12 protein-coding genes are annotated in these 20,293 nt (G+C 64.3%); 11 read left to right on the top strand and 1 reads right to left on the bottom strand.

Annotation, left to right across the window (positions count from 1 at the left end; genetic code table 11):
• Nucleotides 1-75 precede the first annotated feature (75 nt).
• Entirely contained in the window at nt 76-1,629 is a 1,554-nt protein-coding gene (locus tag J3T93_RS04145) for a serine/threonine-protein kinase (protein ID WP_267430645.1), read from the bottom strand.
• 155 nt (nt 1,630-1,784) lie between these two features.
• Between J3T93_RS04145 and J3T93_RS04140 the strand changes: the two genes are divergently transcribed.
• The 11 genes from J3T93_RS04140 to J3T93_RS04090 all read left to right on the top strand — a co-directional run bounded on the left by J3T93_RS04140 (nt 1,785) and on the right by J3T93_RS04090 (nt 20,264).
• Nucleotides 1,785-6,311, top strand: a complete 4,527-nt coding sequence (locus J3T93_RS04140; protein ID WP_267430643.1) for a PD-(D/E)XK nuclease family protein — start codon at nt 1,785-1,787, stop codon at nt 6,309-6,311.
• Complete coding sequence (locus J3T93_RS04135; RefSeq protein ID WP_267430641.1) at nt 6,308-10,348, top strand: ATP-dependent DNA helicase; 4,041 nt, start codon at nt 6,308-6,310, stop codon at nt 10,346-10,348. Before J3T93_RS04140 ends, J3T93_RS04135 begins: the two co-directional genes overlap by 4 nt.
• Nucleotides 10,349-10,466: 118 nt before the next feature.
• Nucleotides 10,467-11,216: a GNAT family N-acetyltransferase gene (locus J3T93_RS04130; RefSeq protein WP_267430639.1), complete on the top strand. Its 750-nt coding sequence runs from the start codon at nt 10,467-10,469 to the stop codon at nt 11,214-11,216.
• Nucleotides 11,203-12,513, top strand: coding sequence for an MFS transporter (locus J3T93_RS04125; protein ID WP_267430637.1), 1,311 nt, complete (start codon nt 11,203-11,205; stop codon nt 12,511-12,513). Before J3T93_RS04130 ends, J3T93_RS04125 begins: the two co-directional genes overlap by 14 nt.
• A gap of 32 nt (nt 12,514-12,545) precedes the next feature.
• Nucleotides 12,546-13,283 carry a 4-hydroxy-tetrahydrodipicolinate reductase gene (gene dapB / locus J3T93_RS04120; RefSeq protein ID WP_267430636.1) on the top strand — a complete coding sequence of 246 codons (738 nt, stop codon included), beginning with the start codon at nt 12,546-12,548 and terminating at the stop codon, nt 13,281-13,283.
• Nucleotides 13,284-13,323: 40 nt separating this feature from the next.
• On the top strand, nt 13,324-14,229 hold the full coding sequence (gene dapA / locus J3T93_RS04115; protein ID WP_267430635.1) for a 4-hydroxy-tetrahydrodipicolinate synthase: 906 nt from the start codon (nt 13,324-13,326) through the stop codon (nt 14,227-14,229).
• Between the two features lie 539 nt (nt 14,230-14,768).
• A complete protein-coding gene (locus J3T93_RS04110) occupies nt 14,769-15,572 on the top strand; it encodes a hypothetical protein (protein WP_267430633.1) in 804 nt (267 codons plus the stop codon).
• Between the two features lie 45 nt (nt 15,573-15,617).
• A complete protein-coding gene (locus J3T93_RS04105) occupies nt 15,618-16,244 on the top strand; it encodes a DUF805 domain-containing protein (protein ID WP_267430631.1) in 627 nt (208 codons plus the stop codon).
• 518 nt (nt 16,245-16,762) lie between these two features.
• On the top strand, nt 16,763-17,167 hold the full coding sequence (locus J3T93_RS04100; protein WP_267430629.1) for a hypothetical protein: 405 nt from the start codon (nt 16,763-16,765) through the stop codon (nt 17,165-17,167).
• 269 nt (nt 17,168-17,436) lie between these two features.
• Entirely contained in the window at nt 17,437-18,348 is a 912-nt protein-coding gene (gene dapA / locus J3T93_RS04095; protein WP_267430628.1) for a 4-hydroxy-tetrahydrodipicolinate synthase, read from the top strand.
• 62 nt (nt 18,349-18,410) lie between these two features.
• Nucleotides 18,411-20,264 carry a ribonuclease J gene (locus J3T93_RS04090; protein WP_267430627.1) on the top strand — a complete coding sequence of 618 codons (1,854 nt, stop codon included), beginning with the start codon at nt 18,411-18,413 and terminating at the stop codon, nt 20,262-20,264.
• Nucleotides 20,265-20,293: the final 29 nt, after the last annotated feature.

Below are 20,293 nucleotides of genomic sequence, written 5' to 3'. Positions count from 1 at the left end.
TTTAGCTGGTTTGCAGGGGCTTGGTGGTCTGTGAAAGTCGGGGTGGTCGAATGTGAAAATTCTTCCACCGAGGGTTTACTGAACAGCGCAGATGATGGTCGGTTCCTGGGACATGCTCCGGTCGGCCCGCACCAGGGTGACGCTGATGCAGGTCTGGCCCCCCTGCGGATCGTCGATGCGGGCGGTCGGCTGTCGGGTCTGCACGCTGCGGCCACGGTCGTCGTTGCCACCTTGGTCCAGGGGATGCCAAACGTAGCTGTCTCCCGGTTTGGGGTCGGGATTGGCCCAGGTGAAAACTGCCGTGGTGCCCTGGTAACGGCCCTGACCCTGGGTGGGCGAGGGAACCGCGCCCTCCTGCAGATCCTGGGGGCCACTCGAATCCGTCGGGTCCGGGGACTGCGCCTGCTGGGTTTGGATCTGGGAGGCTCCTGTAGTCGGCTGTGAACCTCGCTCGGATCCGTTTGGCAGGCCGACAACGAAGGCCCAGACCAAGGCAACGGCCAGGACGGCAGCGAGGATCAGCGCCAGAAGAATCAGGCGGCGGCCGCCAGGAAACCGCCTGGCTTGGCTGTCTCCATGGTCAGCGACCGCCTCCCTGTCTGGTTGCAGACGCGATTCGGAACTGGTCCCTGTCCCGGTCCAGGTGTGACCGGACTCCTTGTTCTCCGTCCCGCCCGGAATGGCTCCGGTATGGGCGTGCGGGCGTACATCCCCCTTGGGATAGGGGTCGATTCCCTCGCCGATGAAAGGCGTCGCATGGCCGTAGAGCTGCTGCTGGACCTCCTGAAGGGCGCGGCCGAACTCAAGTGCCGAGTAGTAGCGGTCGTCCCGGTCATGGGCCATGGCCTTCTCCAGAACCGCAGCCAGCATAGGAGAGGCCTCACCCATGTGCAGAACCGGGGTCTCAGCTGTCAGAATCAGCTGTGACAGGTGATTCTCATCCCTGGCCCGGTAGGCGTACTCGTAGGGGGAGCGGCCGGCCAGCATGCCGAAGAGCGAGGCGCCCAGGGAGTAGATGTCGCTGGCCTCGGACCCTCCTGAGCGGTTGGCCAGGACCTCTGGAGCCGCCCAGGGTATGGAAAGGCCGCCGGCCCGTTCGCCTCCATAGATGCCCGAGGAGATGCCGAAGTCGGCCAGGACGGGCAGGCCCTGGTCGGTGATCAGAAAGTTGCTGGGTTTGACGTCCCGGTGCAGGATTCCGCGTTCATGGGCGCAGTAGAGGGCCGAGGCCATGCGCACTCCCAGGTCCAGCACGCCTTCCTGATCCATGCCTCCCTTGAGCATGATGGCCTTGCAGCTGCCGCCTGGAGCGTATTCGAGCACCAGACAATCCCGTCCGTCATCGCTGACAAGCGCCTGGTAAATGCTCAGGATGCAGGGGTGGGTGGAGAGCTTGGCCAGGGTCTTGGCCTCCCGCAGAAAGAGCTGATGGGTCTGCTGGTCCATGCTTCCTTGGAGGGCCACCTTGACCGCCACAGGTCGGTTGAGCCCCTCCTGCTCGTACAGGTAGACGGCGGCGGTGCCCCCCAGGTCCAAGGGACGCATAAGCCGCAGCCCGGGCAGCGCTGGCGCATCGTCCATGGCTGGAACCGCACCTGGGCGCTGGGGGTGGGAACCGTTCTGCTGCAAGGGACATTACCTCCTAAGAACTGCCTGGAAACTGCTATCCACGATAACAGCACGTCGTTCCTGATCAGGCATCGATTGAGCCTTCTGCCGGCGGTTCCGGACCAGCGGGTTTCGGGGCCTGTAGATGGACCATGCCGGACCCTATTCTTGTAGCTATGAGCAAGCAGCCACCGGTGGAACCGCAAGAGGCCATGGAACCGGTCCGCGCCCTTATCGGCGATCGGCTCCAGAACGAGGAGGGTCGGCCTACCCGGGCCCTGGTGGTGGCTGGTCCTCCCCGCAGCGGCAAGACCAGGCTGACTACCCGGGCTCTGCTGGCCGGTATGGAGCAGTTTGGTGACGGAGCCAGCATGGCCGTATCAGGTAGAACCGCGGCCGACCAGGTCAGCCGCCAGGTCATTCTTGAGCGGGGCAGGTCCGACCGCACCCGGCCTGTGGGCACCCTGCAGGCCCTGGCCTTCCGTCTGCTGACACGGTCCCGGCTGGCCCAGGGGGGCCACGATCCGCTCCTGCCTAGGTTGCTCAACGGCGCCGAGGAGGATGCCCTGCTCAGGCAGGTTATGACCGTCCATCTGGAGCATGTACAGGCCGGGGACGACTGCGCAGTCTGCCGACTCCTGGAACGCTACTTCCGCAACGGGGCGGGCTGGTCCTCCGTTTTGGTTGGCGATGACCAGGGACGGGTCGTAGGGGTCGCGGACAGATTCATCGCCCAGCTGCGGGACATGTTCGCCCGCATGACGGAATTGGGCCTGGATAGGGATGACCGGGATCAGCTTCTGGATGCTTTGGCCGTCCAACCCATGGATCCCGACCGCCGCGACCGGCTGGGCCTGCAGTGGCGGCTGGCCTTCGCCCTGGAGGATGAGTATCGCCAGAGCATCACCGAGAGCTACCCGGACGAATTCCGTCTGGACCCCTCCATGCTCATGGTCGAAGCCTCCCGCAGCCTGGACGGTCTGGCCGATGACGACCTGCCCGACCTGCTGGTCGTGGACGACTGGCAGGACATCACCCTGGCCGGGATGGGCCTGTTGCAGGGCTTGAACCAGGCTGGCTGCCGACTCCTTCTGGTGGGCAATCCCGACCAGTCGGTCCAGTCCTTCCGCGGCTCCTACCCGGAATTTCTGGCCACTCGCCTGACGGCCTTGTCCAAGCCCATGCCAAGCGCCTCAGCCCCCCTGCTGGCCCAGGATTTCGCCTGCCTGGACGCCGCCACCGTGACCCTGAAACCCCGGAGAATGGTGGTTCCGGAAGCAGTTGCAGAGCATACCGAAAGCGGCCGGGGTTCCGACCCGGCGGCTCCAGGTTCCTACGCTGATCTGGTGGCTGCCAGGGTCAGCCTGGGCATCGCCGGAGTCGAGGAGAACGACACCCCCCTGCCCGACAGACCTGGCAAGCTGCCCGCCTGGCCCGGTGCCGGACCTGTGGCACCCTTGACCGATGGCGACGGTCTTATCCGTGATGGCAGCGTACAGACCAGACTCTTCCACACCCCCGACCAGGAGGACGATGACCTGGTTTGGCAGATCAAGCATGAGTTTCTGGCCAATCAGCGTGACTGGAACGACATGGCCGTCATCGCCCACGACAACATGACCCTGCGTACCCTGGGCCGCAAGCTCCGTGTTCAGGGTGTGCCGGTGCGCTTCTCCTCGGTGACCCGTCCGCTCAGCCAGGAGCCCGCCATCCAGGGTCTCTTCGCCCTGGTCGAGCTGGCCCAATCGGTGCTGGACCCTGGTGCCGCCGGAAGCGACCCGGACGATCCTGCCCAGGTGGCCGCCTGGATCCGTTCTCGCCTGCGCACCCTGATGGCTGGGCCGCTCTTCCGTGTTCCCGCCACCGCCGCTCGCGCAGAGCGACCCGTCAGAATGGAACGCCTGGAGTCCATCATGGAGACCATGGCCGCATTGGCCCCCCTGTCCGACCAGCGGGGGAGTGACCCGGACTCATCGGGCTCCTTGGAGGACCTGCCGTTCCTGGGACAGGCCTGGCAGACCTGGGTCGAGGACCTGGCCGAGCGGCGGGCTCAAAGGGACCGTTCATCCGGCATCAGCGTCGATGACTCCCTGTTGACCAGGCACGATTGCGCCGAGCCAGGGGACGGGTCTGGTCCCTTCTCCACCGCCTCGGCCCCGGACCAGCCGGTGGATCTGGGAGACCGGGGTGCTCAACAGCCAGCCATTCTTTCGGTTCAGGCTTTGGAGACCCTGCTGGTGCTGGATCCGGATGACCGATCCTCGGGAATCATTCTGGAGGCCATGACCGCTATCGCCGGAGGTCGCCGGGAGGACCCTGACGTTCAGGTCCTGGACAGGGCCCTGCAGGTTCTGCATCTGACCGCCACCCGCATCAGCGCCCTGGACCGTCAGCCCCAATACGTGCTCTGGGAGGCCTGGCGGAGCCTGGACCTGGCCGATGACTGGCAGCGGCGAGCCCTGATGGCCACCCAGGAGGGGGAGGAGGCCAACGACCGTCTGGACGCGCTCATGCGGCTCTTCCAGTACGCGGCTGGCTCCCGTCGTTTCCCCACGGTCGAGGCCTTCATGGACCAGGTGCGCACCATGCAGATCGAGGCCGACTCCCTGGCGCGGATCGGGCCCATCGAGCACGCCGTCACCCTGACCACACCCGCCGGCGCCGCCGCCCTGGCCACCGACTGGCCGCTGGTCTGGCTGCCCGCCGTCCAGGACGGGGTCTGGCCTAATCTGATCCCCCGCGACACCATGTTCGGGGCCGAGGAGCTGGCCGACCTGGTCCTGCACGACCGCATCGGCGACCCCCTGGCGGACACGCTCAGCCACGATCCTGCCCTGCGCTCCATCCTCTACGCCGAGAAGAAGGGTTTTCTGGAGGCGCTGACCAGGGCCCGGACCCAGGTACGCATCAGCGCGGTCTGGAACGATGACCTGGTTCCATCGGACTTCCTCTACGGCTACCTGCCCGAACGCTATCCACGCACCGCCGATATGAGCCAGGCCGAGTTCAGCATGGTCGGCGCTGGCTCCGGCGGCAGTGAGCGCTATGGGGGGCTGGAGGTGTCTGCTAGGGGGCTGACGGCGGCCGCCCGGTCCATCCTGGCTGTTCAAGCGCTGCTCCCGGAAGATCAAGTCGACCGTGAGCGAGTGGACGATGCCGTGCAAGCCCTGCGGCTGTTGGCCGACCAGGGCCAGGATTCGGCCGATCCCAGGCATTGGCCCTTCCTCTATGACCATGACCAGGAGGGCGCTGCTGAACCGGCCTCGGCGGAAGAAGTTCATACTGCACAGGCCGCCGAGTCAAGGGCCGTAGGCGCCGCCTCAGGTGTCACATCGGTTACTGAAAGGGACCATGCCCCTCGTTCTGCACATGCTTCCGTCAATCAAGCCGGTCAGGCGGATCGAATACAAAACCGTGACCAGGGTCGTGACCATCGCCATGAGCACCGGTCCGACCGCCAGGTGGTCCTTCTTTCGCCCTCAGCGGTCGATGCCATCTGGAACTGCCCCCTGGAGTGGGCCCTGGGTGACCAGTTCTCCGGCCCCTCCCCGTCAAGGGTGCCCACGGAGTTCGGTTCCCTGATTCACAAGGTGGCCAGCGAGGGCACAGCCCAGGGATTGGACCGTCCCGGCCAGGGTGATCCGGACGCCCGCCAGCAGCAGGTGCGGGATGCGCTCCTGGACATCTACCAGGAACTGGCCCCTCAGGAACAGCGCCTGCGGGACCCCGACGAACTCTATGACCAGCGTGGTCGCAGGAGCCGGGTAGAGCCGATCCTGGATAACCTGGCCTCTTATTTCGTCCGCTCATCGGATTCCCAATACGGCCTTGATGGCAAGAGCCCGGTCCCGGTCGGCGACCTGCTGGGGGTTCAGAGCGAGCGCTCCTTCGACGTCAGCCTGTCTGTGGAGGACCTGGTTCCTGTTTGGAAAGCCACCTTCCCCGACAGACCTCTGGATGCCGATGGGCTCTTCGCCCTGATGTCCGGCCTGGTCGACGGCTTCCCAGCAGCTCTGGATTCTAGGACGACGGTCAGGCTGACCGGCCGCATCGACCGTCTGGAGGTCAGGTCCCTGCCCGAGGGCATCCGTCTGCGGCTGGTGGACTACAAGACCGGCAGGGTCCCCTATACCCAGGGGCAGCTCTTCAACGACCTGCAGCTGGTCTGCTATCAGCTGGGACTGGCCTTCCCGCCCACGCCCGGCAGCAGCCCGGAGGTGGGGGCGGCCTGGAGCCTGCCCCAGGCTCCCGATCTGGACAGGACCGAGGGGATGAAGCTGAGCCAGTCTCTGCTCCTGCAGCTGCAGGCCCCGCCCAAGGATGCGCAAACAGGGCTGCGCCGGGAGGAGATGGCCTATCAGCCGCCACTGTTCGAGCGTGACAGGCTGGTCACCATCGCTCAGCCCAGAACCGGCATGCCCTCCCCGCTCAAGTCCAAGGCTGAGCCTGCGGATCTGCCTGATCAGGTGCCGCCTGGGGTGGATGCGGACCTGTGGGGCATGGTCCGAGCCGCCCGGGTCTCCTCCCAGGCTGTATGGGGGCTGACCATGATAGCCAGGGTCTTCTTCGCTGCCGGGGTCAAGCTGACGGCTGGCCGGGATGACGCGGTCTTCGACCCTGTCCGTTGCCATCGGGCCGGCAATGGTCAGGAATGTCAGGCATGGCAACTGGTGGCGCCCAATCTACTGGAGGATCAGGAATGAAGCAGACTGCCGAACAGTCCGCCATCGTCGATGCGGATGTCAATGAGGATCTTCTGGTGGTGGCCGGCGCCGGCTCGGGCAAGACCATGACCATGACCAGCCGGATCATCGCCCTGATCCGTCGGGGAGTGCCCTCCGAGCAGATTCTGGGGTTGACCTTCACCCGCAAGGCCGCATCCGAACTCCAGTCCAGGGTGGGGGCGGCGGTCATCCGACGCGACCAGGGCAGAGGCACCTCGGGCGTGGATCCCGAGCGTAACTTCCTCAAGCCGACCGTGTCCACCTATGACGCCTTCTTCCAGTCCATCGTGCGCCAGTACGGCCTGCTGGTGGGGATGGACCAGGACACCCGTCCCCTGAGTTCGGCAGGGGCCCACCAGCTGGCCTCCCAGGTGGTTGCCGACCATCTGGATCTGATCTTTCCCGTCGGCTCCTCGGCGCAGGATGGTGAACCCGACGACCTGGGCTCTGCGACCTTCTCGACGACCGTCAACCGGGTCCTGGGGCTGACCGGGGCAGTGACCACCTCCATGATCAGCAGCGACTGCCCTGATCTCGACCAGGCTGTGGAGCGGATCCGTGCCTGGGACCGCGCCTTTGTGGATCGCGCGGACCAGCTCATCGGTGACCAGCCCGTGCCGGACACCGAGCCCAGGGCCGGCAAGACGCCACCCAAACGAAGCAAGAAGGAGACCGACGAGCACTATCAAGGCAAAATCGAGGCTTTTCGAGACACCAGGCAGAGCATTCGCCTTTACCGGGTGGATGCTATGCGCCGGGCGGTTCTGACACGAGAGAAGCTGCTGACCCTGGTCCAGGACTACCAGCGGGCCAAGCGTCAGGCCAACATGGCCGAGTTCGGCGACTTCACTCTGGCCGCCTTCCAGCTGGTCGAGCGTTTTCCCTCCATCAGTGCCCAGCTGCGTCGCCGCTATAGCCACGTTTTTCTGGACGAATACCAGGACACCTCCACCACCCAGGCGCTGCTTCTAGCGGCCATCTTCCATCCGCAAAATCGACAGGAGGATCAGGGGAGTGCGGACCAGGCTCCCGGCAGATCCGCAGTGACTGCCGTGGGTGATCCCTTCCAGTCCATCTATGCCTGGCGAGGGGCCAGTCCCGGGGCCTTCCGCACCTTCCAGGCCCAGTTCGGCATGTTGGCCGACCGACCCGCCTCCGGCAATGGTCCCTTGTCTGGCGTGACGGCCTTTGGGCGCTCGCAGGATCAGGACCCGCTGACCCTGTCGCGCACCTTCCGCAACTCCAGCTGGGTGCTCAAGGCCGCCAACCAGCTGACCGTCCCCCTACGCCATCGGGGCCAGGAGAGCCGGTCCGAAGTAGAACTGCGCGAGGTGGATGTGGCCAGGCTCCGTCCCCGTGAGGATGCCGACCCGGGTACCGTGGGCCTCCTGGGCTACAGCACCGGCGGCCAGGAGATTGATGGCGTGGTCAGGTTCGTCCTCAAGGCACGTGAGCTTTATGGCAATCACGGTGACGCGCCGCACGTGGCTGTTCTCTTCCGCTCCAAGGCTGCCCTGCCCAGGTACCGCGAGGCCATGGAGGCTGCAGGACTGAGCTGCCAGGTCGTCGGGTACTCCTCCCTCTTTGATCGACCCGAGGTCATGGACCTTAGAGCCCTGCTCTCCCTGATCTGCGACCACACCGACAGTGATTCCCTGATGCGTCTGCTGGCCTCGGCCCGGTTCGGCATGGACGCGGCCGACCTGAGCGCTCTGGCATCCCTGGCCGCCAAGGTCAACGAGGACAGTCAGTACCGGGCCCTGATTCGTGCCGGCCTGGTCGAGTCTGACCCCGATCCGCGCCGCCGTCGTGAGGATCTGCACCGTTACCGTGACCAGGTTCCCAACGACGTTTTCCTGGTGGACCTGCTCCTGCGCGACGACCTGTCAGACCTCTTGAAGGGCTCCGGGCTCTCTGCCAGGGGAAGGGTTCTGGCCGCCGAGGCCGCCCGGGTCATCTGCCAGGTCCAGGTCGAGTCCTCGGCCCCCCTGCGCCAGGTGGTCATCGCCGCCATCCGTGCCTTGGATCTGGACGTGGACCTGGTCTTGTCTCGTTCCCTGGCCAATCCCCAACGTCCTCTGGAGCCCAGCCAGGCCAAGGTGGGCATCCAAGCCCTGCTGGATCAGGTTGATGTCTACCTGTCCGAGCTGCCCCAGGGTCTGGGGCCCAGCCTGCGCGGGTTCGTCTCCTGGCTGTCTTCCTTGGACCAGAGTCCCGAAATGCCCACTGACGGGGACGACCGGCAGGCCGATGTGGCCCTGATGACCGTCCACCAGGCCAAGGGTCTGGAGTGGGATGCCGTCGCGGTTGTCGGGCTCAAGCGTGGCGCCTTCCCCAGCAGCCAGGGCGATCGGCTCACGGTCAAGCCCGCCTCGGACCAGCCGGTGGCCCAATCCCCGGACGGCCCGGTCTACCAGTACAACTGCACGGCCCGTACCTGGCTGGTCGATCCCGAGTCCGTGCCGGTGCCGGTGCGGGCTGATGCCATGATTCTGCCCCGCTTTCCTCACGATGCCCCCCTGGGAGCTGACCCTGAAGACCTGCTGGGTCGGCTTGACCTTGCGGGCCTGGAGGAGGAGGCCATGGGCCTGTCTCGGGAGAGCGGGCTGGACGACCAGGCCCGCCCGGTCCGGGCCGATGCCATAACCCCCTCTCAGCGCGAACAGTACGGCCGTCGGCTGCTGGACGACGAGCGGCGGCTGATCTATGTGGCGGCGACCAGGGCCCGACATGACTTGCTGCTGACCTTCAGCCAGGATTCCCAGGCGGAGTCTGCCGCTTTGAACACGCCGGCTCCAGACCCGGATAAGGCCTCCAACTTCTGGACCGAGCTGGTGGAGCTCTTCCAGGAAGAGCCCGATGCGGTCAAGCTGCAGCAGGCAGAGGATGCGCAGGAGGGCGAACCGACGCCGCCCTTGGGGCTCTTTGTCGGTGAGAACGCCCAGTCCTACCGCCAGTCCATTGTCGACCGCGCGCTGGATCAGGTGGATCAGGTCGCCGCCCGCGACGGCGAACGTGACCAGGCGCTCTGGCCTCCGGTGCTGAGTGCGCGCACACGCCAAGCCCTGGATCGTTCGGCCGCTTGGGTGCACGCCGGGGAACCGGGCGAGCCCGCAGTTGATGAGGAGGGCGATGACGGGCTCTACGCCAATGCGGTCCGCGTCCTGCAGGTCAGCACGGGTCGTCTGGGTGTCGCCGATGACCAGCTGCTCACGGACCTGGATCTGCTGCGGCGCACCGGCCGACGGATCCTGGGGCATGGGGCTAGCAGCGTCACCGCAATCCAGGCTGGTTCGGCAGGGGGCGACCCCAAGATGGAGAGGGATTACTGGCAGGGGCTGGTCAGACCCATACCTCAGGTGGCCTCCCCGCAGGCCGAGGCAGGCACCCGCTTCCATGACTGGGCCAGGCGCTTCATCCTGCCCGAAATTTCCGACCCTCAAGGACTGGTGGACCTGCCCGATCAGGCGGAATCGCCGAATCTGCTCGATGGTCCGCTTGGTCCCGGGGCCATGGCCGAGCGGGCCCGCATGCTGGCCGGGCTTGACCAGGAGCGGGAGTCCCTGGATTCCCAGGCCGATCCCGTGCAGGCCCGTCTGCTGACCTGGGAGCAACGGCTGGCCGAGTCTGACTGGACCCAGCGCACTCCCGTCTGGGTGGAACGGCCCATCGTGGCGGTGCTGGCAGGCCAGATTGTCAAGGGCAAGTTGGATGCCGTCTTCGCAGGCGGACTGGACCCTGATCGCCCGGATCTGCGCTACACCATCGTGGACTGGAAGACCGGTGCCCGACCGCACGGAGAGGAGTCGACCAACCGCCGTCTGGTCCAGCTGGACTTCTACCGGCTGCTCCTGTCACGCTTGGAGGGTATCGGCCTGTCGACCATCGACGCCTGCCTTTATTATGTAAGCGAAGACCGGCCCCAGGATCGACTCATCAGGGCCCGTGCCAGGACCGAAGAAGAAATTCTCGCATCCCTGGCCGAGGGCATACCCGAGCAGTCGGACGAGGACTGAGTCTGTGGCAGACCCCGCAAGATAAGGCGATGGGTGCCGCGCATCAGCAATCATGAACAGCAGGCGATCGGCAGACGGCCAAGTGCCGTCGTTGGGCCGGGCACGCCCGAATGGAGCAATGAGACAGATGACAACGTCCAGTATTCACGACCAGGCCTCCCGGCGGAGGGGGAGCGTGGAAATACGACCCATGGTCTGGGCGGATATGCCCGACTTGGTGGGGACTTTCGACGCTACTTGGAAGGTGCAGGAGGATCCCGAGGGCACCGTGTCCCGGCTGAGCGCCGCCCACTTCATCCTGCACTACCTGGTGGGTACCACCAGGGCCCGGATAGCTGTTGATGGGCAGGACTTTCTGGGGGTGACCCTGCTGGCCGAGGGGCGTGGCGAACTGTGCTTCCCCCAGGCCCAGGAGGAGCTGGAGCGAGTGGACCAACAGCTGTCTGCCACAACCTTGGGCGCTCAGACCCTGGATCGGGCCCGCCAGTGGCAGCTGACCGAGGTCAAGCTGGAGGAGCAGTGCGATCTGGCTGTCCCACCCCAGGCTGAGCTGAGGCTCTTCCTGGTCTCCAGCCGTGCCCGGGGACGCGGTGTGGGCGGCGCCCTGTGGCGGGACACCCTGGAGCATCTGGATCAGGCGGGTATCGAGCGCTTCTACCTGCATACGGATTCCTCCTGCGACGTGGGCTTCTACGACCACAAGGGCATGGAGCGGTTGGCCGAGCTCAAGGGGCGGGACCATGCGGCCTTCGCCGGGCGTGACCCCTCCGACGACCCGAAGTTCTTCGAGGGAATCGACGACATCTTCATTTACGGAGGCCGTGTGAGCGACCAGCTGGGCAAGGACGGTGACCGTGGCGGCCGCTAAATCCCCATTCCTGCGCCTGTTCACCTACCCGGGCGCCGCCGGCTTCTGCCTGTCGGCCGTTCTGGCCCGTCTGCCCCTGGGCATGATGGGTCTAGGCATCGTGCTGGCCCTGAACAACATCTATGACAACTGGACCTCGGCCGGTCTGATGAGCGCCGTCTACACGCTCTGCGCGGCCCTGGTCACCCCCTTCTACGCCCGCTTGTTCGACCGGTTCGGCCAGCGTCGGGTCGGGGTGACCGCCTTGATCGTACAGGCTCTGGCCATCCTGGGATTCGCTGTGGGGGCCATGCGCCGGGTTCCGCTGGGAGTGCTCTTCGTGCTGGCGGCCCTGATGGGCCTGACCCAGTTCGCCTTCGGAGCCCTGGTGCGTACCCGCTGGGCCTGGGTGCTGCGCGAGGACAAGACCAATCTGCTCAACACCGCCTACGCCCTGGAGTCGGGACTGGACGAGTGCGTCTTCATCCTGGGACCCATCCTCTCCGCCTACCTGGCTACCTCGGTGAGCCCGGTCTCCCAGCTCTACCTGCCTGCCCTGGCCCTGTTGGTCGGCGGACTGACCTTCTTCGCCATGCGTTCCACCGAGCCCCCGGCCGTCGTTCGTATGGAGGCCGTCGATCAGTCGGCAGCGGATCATTCCCCGGTGGATGCCCACGGAACCGTTCTGCCGAGTGATACTGACGGCCACCAGGGATCGCGCTCGGCCCTGGTCTACCCGGGCATCCTCCTGCTGGTCGTCATCTTCGTCGTCTTCAACATGAGCTTTTCTGCCGTTGACGTCTCAGTGACCGCCCTGACCAAGTCCATGGGTCGCGAGGGTGCTGTGGGTCTGCAGCTGGCCCTGTTCGCCCTGGGTTCCCTGTGTGGGGCGCTGATCTTCGGCTCGGTCAGACTCAAAGGATCCCGCTGGCGCTATCTGACGACCTTCCTGGTGCTGCTGACCCTGGGCTACGTGGTCTTCCGCCTGGTCATGGACAACCTGGCTCTGCTGGGTCTGGCCGAGGTGCTGACCGGTCTGTGCGTCTCGCCCATCTTCGCCACCGGCAACCTGATCGTGCGCGAGAACGTGGATGCCCGGGCCCTGACCGAGGGGCTCTCCTGGCTGTCTACCGGAGGATCCATCGGCACATCCCTGGGTTCCACCCTGGCTGGGGTCGCCCTGGATCAGTTCGGGCCCCACGGCGGCATGACCATACCGGCGGTGGTCACCTGCTGCGCTGTCCCTCTGGCCCTGCTGGGCTGGGCCAGGAGCCGCAGGAGGGGTATGGTCGAGAAAAAGACCGAAAATACACAGTGAAATGAAATGAACAATCGAGAAGGAGGCAGCCGATGATCCGGGTATCGGTGCTGGGCGCAGACGGACGCATGGGAACCGAGGTGGTGCGTGCTCTGAATGGCGCGCAGGATATGCAGACGGCCCTGCTGCTGGGTCCGGACGATGATCCGGCGGCCATTAATCCGAGCAACACGGATGTGGCGGTCGACTTCACCAGCCCCGATGCTGTCCTGGCCAATACCCTGACCCTGATAGAGCAGGGGGTCCACTCCATCATCGGCACCACCGGGTGGACCAAGGAGCGTCTGGACCAGGTCAAGCAGGCCCTGGACGGGCATCCTGGGCTCAGTGTCTTCATCGCTCCCAACTTCGCCATCTCCGCAGTGCTGGCCGACCGGTTCGCAGCCATGGCTGCCCGCTACTTCGAGTCGGCCGAGGTGGTCGAGATGCACCATCCCGACAAGGTCGACGCCCCCTCCGGCACGGCTCTGGGAACCGCTTCCGCCATCGCCGAAGCCCGTCGCCAGGCTGGCATGGGTCCCATGCCCGACGCGACCCAGCAGGCTGATGCTTCTAGGGGCCGGGTGGTTGACGGTGTCCACGTCCATGCCGTCCGGCTGCGGGGCCTGAACGCCCACGAGGAGATCCTCATGGGCAACCCCGGCGAGCAGCTGACCATCCGCGCGGACAGCTTCGAGCGTGTCTCCTTCATGCCCGGAGTCCTCCTGGCCGTGCGCCGTGCCGGGAGCATTCCCGGGTTGACCGTGGGCCTGGACCACTATCTGTTCTGATATCCGCAAGAGCGCCCCCTTCTGCAAGTAGCGTGAAGATATGACTGAGACTGGTGCCCATCTGCTTCCTCCTGCCCCATTTGGCCGGGTGATCCCCGCCATGATCACGCCTATGAATAAAGACGGATCCGTTGATTACGAGGCTGCCGCCAATCTGGCCCGGACCCTGGTGGCCGATGGGGCCGACGGCATCCTGGTCAACGGCACAACAGGCGAGTCTCCTGTCACCCATATGGAGGAGAAGGTCAACCTGGTCAAGGCCGTCAAGGATGCCGTTGATGTGCCTGTCATCTCTGGAGCGGGTTCCAACGACACGGCGCACACAGTACGGATGGTGGAGATGACCCAGGAGGCCGGGGCCGATGCCCTGCTGGTGGTCATGCCCTACTACTCACGGCCCTCCCAGGATGGGGTGGTGGCCCACTTCCGTTCGGTATGCCAGTCGGCTCAGCGGCCGATTATTCTCTACGATGTGCCTGGACGGACCGGACTGCACGTAGAGCTGGACACCTACCGGAAGCTGGCCGAGCTGGACGGGGTAACAGCCGTCAAGGATGCCACGGGCGACCTGGCCTCCATGCCTCGCAAGCGCCAGGAGACCGGCCTGACCTGGTATTCAGGTGACGATGGCCTCTATCTACCCTTCCTGGCCTTGGGTGCGGTCGGCATCATTTCGGTGATCGCCCATGTAGCCTCCGGGCCTATGAAGCGCCCGGCCGATGAATTCGATGCCGGGGACCTGGATGGCGCAAGGGATTTGGCCGCACGTCTGGATCCGCTGGTTCAGGCTCTGAATGGCCAGGGTCAGCAGGCCGTCATGGCCAAGGCTGCTCTGAAGGCGGCCGGGAGACTGGATCAGACCGCCATGAGGCTGCCCAATCTGGGTCCCGATGAGGATCAGGTGGCTCTTGCTCGTAAGGGCATGAAGGCTGCCGGACTGATCTGAATTACTCCTGAGAGCAATGGCGCTATTGCCCCTGCCTTGGACAGATCATCGCGGACTCCTTCTCCAGCCACGTCCACCGGGTACAGCAGGTGGGAGCAAACCGTTGCTGGTTGTTGGCCGCCCCCGCCGGCTGTTAAGGCAAAGGGGGTCTGTGCCGGGGGAGGTTCAGCAGTGTTTGGCTTGAAGGTTGTGGGTAAGAGTCTTTCAATAGGGCTTGAATTATTCCAAAGCTGAGGCTTTTGGGTGACCTTATGTAACAAGGTGGTTATTTGGTTTCCCACTTTTCGATGATGCTGGGTAAATAGAACGGCATCCTGCCGGTTTCGAAGAGGTTGAAATTCGTTTCTTATGAAATCCGATCCGTGGTTAAAGACGAGGTCGATGCCTTAAAGCCTCAGGTCTATAATCAGAATAAAGGTGGTGTCGGGTGGAAGACGTCGTTGTCTGAGGCCCTTGGTTATTTGAAGCCTTTCTCGCCGTTAGCAGGGTTCTTGGGTTCCGTGCTTGCGCAGAGGTAGAGCGAAGGATGGGTGGTGGTGATGTCTGAGTCGAGTGGCAGGCGTGCCGGTGCCGGGGGGGGGGTGTCGGATGGCGCTGATGATCGGGTTGATGCGTTTGTCCTGTCGTCGGTCATGTCGTGTGTGGTCGGGAGCGTGCCGCTTGCTCGGCCTGGCGCCCGTGAGTTCTCCCTGGGCGGGGTGCTGTGGAAGACGGCGCTCTATGGGATGACCTATATGGCCGGGTTCGCCTGCGGCTGGTTCCTCCTGTTTGACCAGGACCAGGATTGGATCCGCATGTGGCAAATTCAGTCTATTTTGCTTGCTGTGCTTTCCGTGTTGGCTGTGTGGATCCTGTTGGGACGGTATGAGGATGGGAAGGGGCGTCCGGGGCCTTGGTTCGTGGTGTTGTCTTTCCCGTGCGCTCCGGGGTTCGGCGTGGGTTTCGGGGCTGTCGGCCGTGCCTCTGGTGGGGTGTTCCGGTGGGTGCTGGTGTCTGTGGCTGTGTTAGTGGCTTTCGGGGTGCTGGTGTTTCCGCTGCTGATGCGGCTGGTGCGCAATGGGTTCCTGTCGTGGGCGGCGATGGTGGTGTTGTGTGTGGTGCCGTCCTGGATGCTGGCCAGGGTGACGGGGTCGGCTGGCGCTTCCTTGTTCTGGTGCTGTGTGGTGGGCGTGGTCGGCGCCTTGTGGTTCGTGTTGGACATGTGGGCGATCGAGAAGTGCGCGGACACGCATCGTGACGCGGCTTTCGAATGGCTGGCGGCCTGGGCGCTGGTGTTCGATCTGATCGTGCTGATCGCCTCCCTCCTGGGAGCCTCCAATAATGACGATGACGCCAGCCGGTGACGCCGGACGGCGCCATGGGCATGCTGTCGTTGACATCAATATCGGATGTTCCGTTCTGACGGACCGTCGGGACGTGTTTATGAAGAAAGGAAAGGTGATGGTTATGACCAGTGCCTTGTTCTCGAAGAGGCCGCGTCGTGTGGATGTGATGAAAGGGTACGAGCCCATGTACGACGCGACCATGCAGGAGTGCTTGCAGCGGCCCTTCTACCTGTACGCGAGGGGAAAGGGCGTTCCTGTCGCAAGGAGATATGGATTTTCGCCGCGTTCATCTGGGTCATGTCCACTGCTATGACCGGCCTGTTCTCCTCGGGTTCCTTGGCCGTCATACCGGGGCTGTTCTCCCTGGCAGTGCTGGTGCCTATGTATGCCCTGATGGTGCGGCGTCTGCATGATCTGGCTTTGTCGGGGTGGTTGGCGCTCGTCCCCTATGTGCTGGAGGTGGTGGGCGTGGGTCTGATTGTCGGTCCGATGGTGTCGGATACCTTGAAAGGGCTGGATCCGTCCGGCCCTTCGCCCGTGGGGGTCATCATTCTCCTTCTGGCTGTGGTAGTCCGGCTGGCCATCATGTGCGTTCCCTCGCGTCGCCGTCATCCAGTTGTCGATAACGGAAGCCTCGGTGTGAGTCGGACTGGTACGGCGCAGTATCCAGAGGACCCGAACGGACAGTGACCCCTATCCTGTAACAGGAAAGGGTGAACCTCGACGATGCGGGATGGAAAGAGACCTGCATGAACGGCACTGATGCAGGACCGGAATCGACGGTCTGGCGGGCCGAGTGGCGGATTCGATGCTTTGAGCGGGATGGTGGTGAGTGATGGCTGGTGTTTCCGGCTCTTTGCGGCTTCCTGTGGGGAGGTCCTGGCTGCAGAGCGCGTCTTCGGTCATGTCGCGGGTGGCGGGGTGTGCGCGTCATGCGCCTGCGGGTGAGCGTGTCTTTTCGTGTGCCGGTGTGGTGCGCAAGCTGGCGGTGTGCGGTGCGGCCTTCCTCGCGGGGTTTGTGCCGGGCTGGGCGTTCCTTTACGACCAGGAGGAGCAGTGGGTGCGCGGCCGTTGCATCCAGTTTCTTCTGGTGGGCCTGTTCTCGATTTTTGCGATGTGGTGGTTTTTTGAGTCGGTTCGAGAGCCGTGGGGGGCGTCCTGGGTTTTGGTGTCTGGCGCTGACGATGCCGATGATGCCCTGCTGGGGGGTGGCGTTCGGCGCGGCAACTGGTATGCATCCGGGGGTGATGCGCTGGGTGTTCGTGTCGGTGGCCGTGTTGGTGGTGGCCGGGGTGACCTGGCTTCGGTTCGTGTCGGATCTGGTGCGTGTCCGTGTGGCGGCCTGGGCGGCTTCGGCCGCTTCGTGCGTGGTGCCGTCGTGGATGCTGTGCCTGCTGTTCGGGGGCTCCCCCTTGTCGTGCCTGCCCTGGTGCATGGCGGTGGGCGCGACGGGCGCCTTGTGGTTTCTGCAGGACCTGTGGGCGATCGATTATTGTGCGGGCGACAATCGTGACGCCTCCTTCGAGTGGCTGGCGGCCTGGGCGCTGATCTTCGACCTGATGACCCTGGTGGCCGCACTATATCGCGGCGGCACCGCCGCACAAGGGCAATGAGCTTGCCCCGGGGGGATGCTGCTCTCTGCCCGGCTGAGTAGTGCCAGGTGATGGATAGACGCGGATCGAACGCACAGCGTGGGAGGCGGCAGGGTGGCCTGGCTTGCCCTGCCTTCTGGCTTATGCTACTGGGAACCGCCTCTTTCTCCTTCTGTTGATTTGGGCAGGGACCGTGGAGGTTCAGCGCACGTTGCTTGTCCAAGACTGACAGTGTGAGGGGGAGGGTGTCGCGAGGGTGATGAGTCCCCGTCTGCAAGTAGCGTTGAAGTATGTCTGAGCTTCAAACCCATCTGTTGGACAAGGCCCCGTTTGGGCGGGTCGTGCCGGCCATGGTCACCCCCATGAACCATGACGGGTCCGTGGATTTTGAGGCCGCTGGCAAACTGGCCCGCAGGCTTGTCGCTGATGGGGCGGATGGGTTGCTGGTCAACGGCACAACCGGCGAATCTCCGGCCACCCACATGGAAGAAAAAGTCGATTTGGTGCGAGCCGTCAAGGATGCCGTCGATGTGCCTGTCATCTCTGGAGCAGGCTCCAATGATACGGCTCATACGGTACGCATGGCCGAGATGACCCAGGAAGCCGGGGCGGATGCGCTCCTGGTGGTCATGCCTTACTACTCCAGACCCTCCCAGGATGGGGTTGTAGCGCATTTCAGGTCCGTCTGTCAGTCTGCGGATCGTCCCATTGTGCTCTACGATGTACCTGGCCGCACCGGGTTGCACGTGACTGTGGATACCTACCGTCGCCTTGCCGAATTGCCGCATGTCGAGGCAGTCAAGGATGCCACTGGTGACCTGGCCGCAGTTCCCATCAAGCGCAAGGAGACGGGGCTGATCTGGTATTCAGGTGATGACGGGCTGTACCTGCCCTTCCTGGCCTTGGGTGCCGTCGGCATCATATCGGTCATGGCCCATGTGGCCAGCGGTCCTATGCAGGACCTGGCGACTCGGTTCGATCAAGGCGACCTGAAAGGGGCACAGAGGTTGTCGACCGCCTTGGCGCCGCTGGTCCAGGCTCTGAACGGCCAAGGGCAGCAGGCGGTCATGGCCAAGGCCGCTTTGAAAGTGGCCGGCGTCTTGGACAGCACGACGATGAGGCTCCCTAATCTTGGGCCTGGCAAGGACCAGCTGATCCAAGCCGAGAAAGGCATGAAGGCCGCAGGGCTGATGCGTTCCTGACAAGCAACCAAGCGTCGCCCCTGTATCAGACGGGGGTACAGATAATAGAAACACAAGTGAGAATGGCAAGAAAACAAGAAGAATCAAACACGACCGGCAAGAGTAGAAATCGTCGGTCCTCCTCCAAGAACGGCAAGCAGGGGTCAGGCAGGTCCCGGGGCGAGTCCCGCAACCGCCGCAACGGCGCCATCGCCCGCGGCAAGGGCACTCAGGCCGAGCAGCGTCTGGTGGCGCCCCCCAAGTACCGCAAGGGTTCCATGCGCATCGTCCCGCTGGGTGGCCTGGGTGAGATCGGCCGCAACATGAATGTGATCGAGTACAACGGCCACATCCTGCTGATCGACTGCGGCGTGCTCTTCCCCGAGGAGGAGCAGCCGGGCGTGGATTTGATTCTGCCTGACTTCAGCTACATCAAGGACAAGCTGGACCAGGTGGATGCCCTGGTGCTGACCCATGGGCATGAGGACCATATTGGTGGTGTGCCCTACCTGCTCAAGTTGCGTCCGGACATCCCCCTGATTGGTTCCAAACTGACCCTGGGATTCGTCGACGCCAAGTGCGAGGAGCACCATCTCAAGCCCACCGAGGTTGAGGTCAAGGGCCGCGACAAGCTCAAGGTAGGCCCCTTCAACCTGGAGTTTGTGGCGGTCACCCACTCCATCCCCGATGCCCTGGCCGTCTCCGTGCGCACTCCGGCAGGCCATATCATCGACACCGGCGACATGAAGATCGACCCGCTGCCACTGGACCATCGCCTGACCGACCTGCGCGAGTTCGCCAAGCTTGGCGAGTCCGGCGTGGACCTGCTCATGGTGGACTCCACCAACGCCGAAGTCCCCGGCTTCGTCAAGCCCGAAATCTCCATCGCCCCCGCCCTGGACAAGGCCTTCGCCGAGGCCCAGCGCAAGATCATCGTGGCCTCTTTCTCTAGCCATGTCCACCGGGTGCAGCAGGTGGTCGATGCCGCCCACAAGTTCGGCCGCAAGGTGGTCTTCGCCGGCCGGTCCATGGTCCGCAACATGTCCATTGCCTCCGACCTGGGCTACCTGCACCTGCCTGAGGACACCGTGGTCGATCTCAAGGATGCCCACAGCATCCCCGACGAGAAGATCGTCTACATGTGCACCGGATCCCAGGGCGAGCCCATGGCGGCTCTGGGCCGCATCGCCGACGGGACCCACCGCGATATCACCATCAACGAGTTCGACACGGTCATCCTGGCCAGCTCGCTGATCCCCGGCAATGAGCACGAGGTCTACAAGGTCATCAACAAACTGGTGCGCCTGGGGGCCAAGGTGGTCAACCGCGACAACGCAGCCATCCACGTTTCCGGCCACTCCGACGAGGGCGAGCTGTTGCACTTCTACAACATCGTGCAGCCCAAGTGCGCCATGCCCATCCACGGCGAGAACCGGCATTTGGTGGCCAATGGCCTGATTGCCGTAAAGACCGGCGTGGATCCGCAGAACGTGGTCCTGGCCGAGGACGGCGACGTGGTGGACCTCTACCATGGACAGGCCGCCGTGGTTGGATCCGTGCCCTGCGGATACGTCTATGTGGACGGCGATTCAGTGGGCCAGCTGACCGACGACGAGCTGGAGCAACGCCGGATTCTGGGCACCGAGGGCTTCGTCTCCGCCTTTGCCGTGGTCGACACCGAGACCAGTAAGGTCGTCTCCGGCCCCAAGCTCTACCTGAACGCTGTGGCCGAGGACGAGAGCGAATTCAAGTCCATCAACGCCCAGATAGTCGATCAGCTTGAGGATGCTATGGCCAAGGGAACCACAGGCACTTACCAGCTGCAGCAGATGATGCGCCGCACTCTGGGCGGATGGATCTCCCGCAAGCTGCACCGCAGGCCCATGATCGTGCCCGTAGTGGCAGACATCGCCACCGACGTGCAACCGCAGGATTGATCGCCACTGCCTGCATGCTGATTCCAAAG

It is taken from the genome of Bifidobacterium sp. B4111 (genome assembly GCF_026537235.1).
Lineage (GTDB): Bacteria > Actinomycetota > Actinomycetes > Actinomycetales > Bifidobacteriaceae > Bombiscardovia.
This window is presented reverse-complemented; position numbering and strand designations above follow the sequence as displayed.

Bases quoted from the DNA above. Each gene is read 5' to 3' on its own strand.
- J3T93_RS04110 (WP_267430633.1), top strand. From the start codon at position 14,769: ATGTCTGAGTCGAGTGGCAGGCGTGCCGGTGCCGGGGGGGGGGTGTCG.
- J3T93_RS04090 (WP_267430627.1), top strand. From the start codon at position 18,411: ATGGCAAGAAAACAAGAAGAATCAAACACGACCGGCAAGAGTAGAAAT.
- J3T93_RS04130 (WP_267430639.1), top strand. From the start codon at position 10,467: ATGAGACAGATGACAACGTCCAGTATTCACGACCAGGCCTCCCGGCGG.
- dapA (WP_267430628.1), top strand. From the start codon at position 17,437: ATGTCTGAGCTTCAAACCCATCTGTTGGACAAGGCCCCGTTTGGGCGG.
- J3T93_RS04135 (WP_267430641.1), top strand. From the start codon at position 6,308: ATGAAGCAGACTGCCGAACAGTCCGCCATCGTCGATGCGGATGTCAAT.
- dapB (WP_267430636.1), top strand. From the start codon at position 12,546: ATGATCCGGGTATCGGTGCTGGGCGCAGACGGACGCATGGGAACCGAG.
- J3T93_RS04140 (WP_267430643.1), top strand. From the start codon at position 1,785: ATGAGCAAGCAGCCACCGGTGGAACCGCAAGAGGCCATGGAACCGGTC.
- J3T93_RS04105 (WP_267430631.1), top strand. From the start codon at position 15,618: ATGTTCCGTTCTGACGGACCGTCGGGACGTGTTTATGAAGAAAGGAAA.
- dapA (WP_267430635.1), top strand. From the start codon at position 13,324: ATGACTGAGACTGGTGCCCATCTGCTTCCTCCTGCCCCATTTGGCCGG.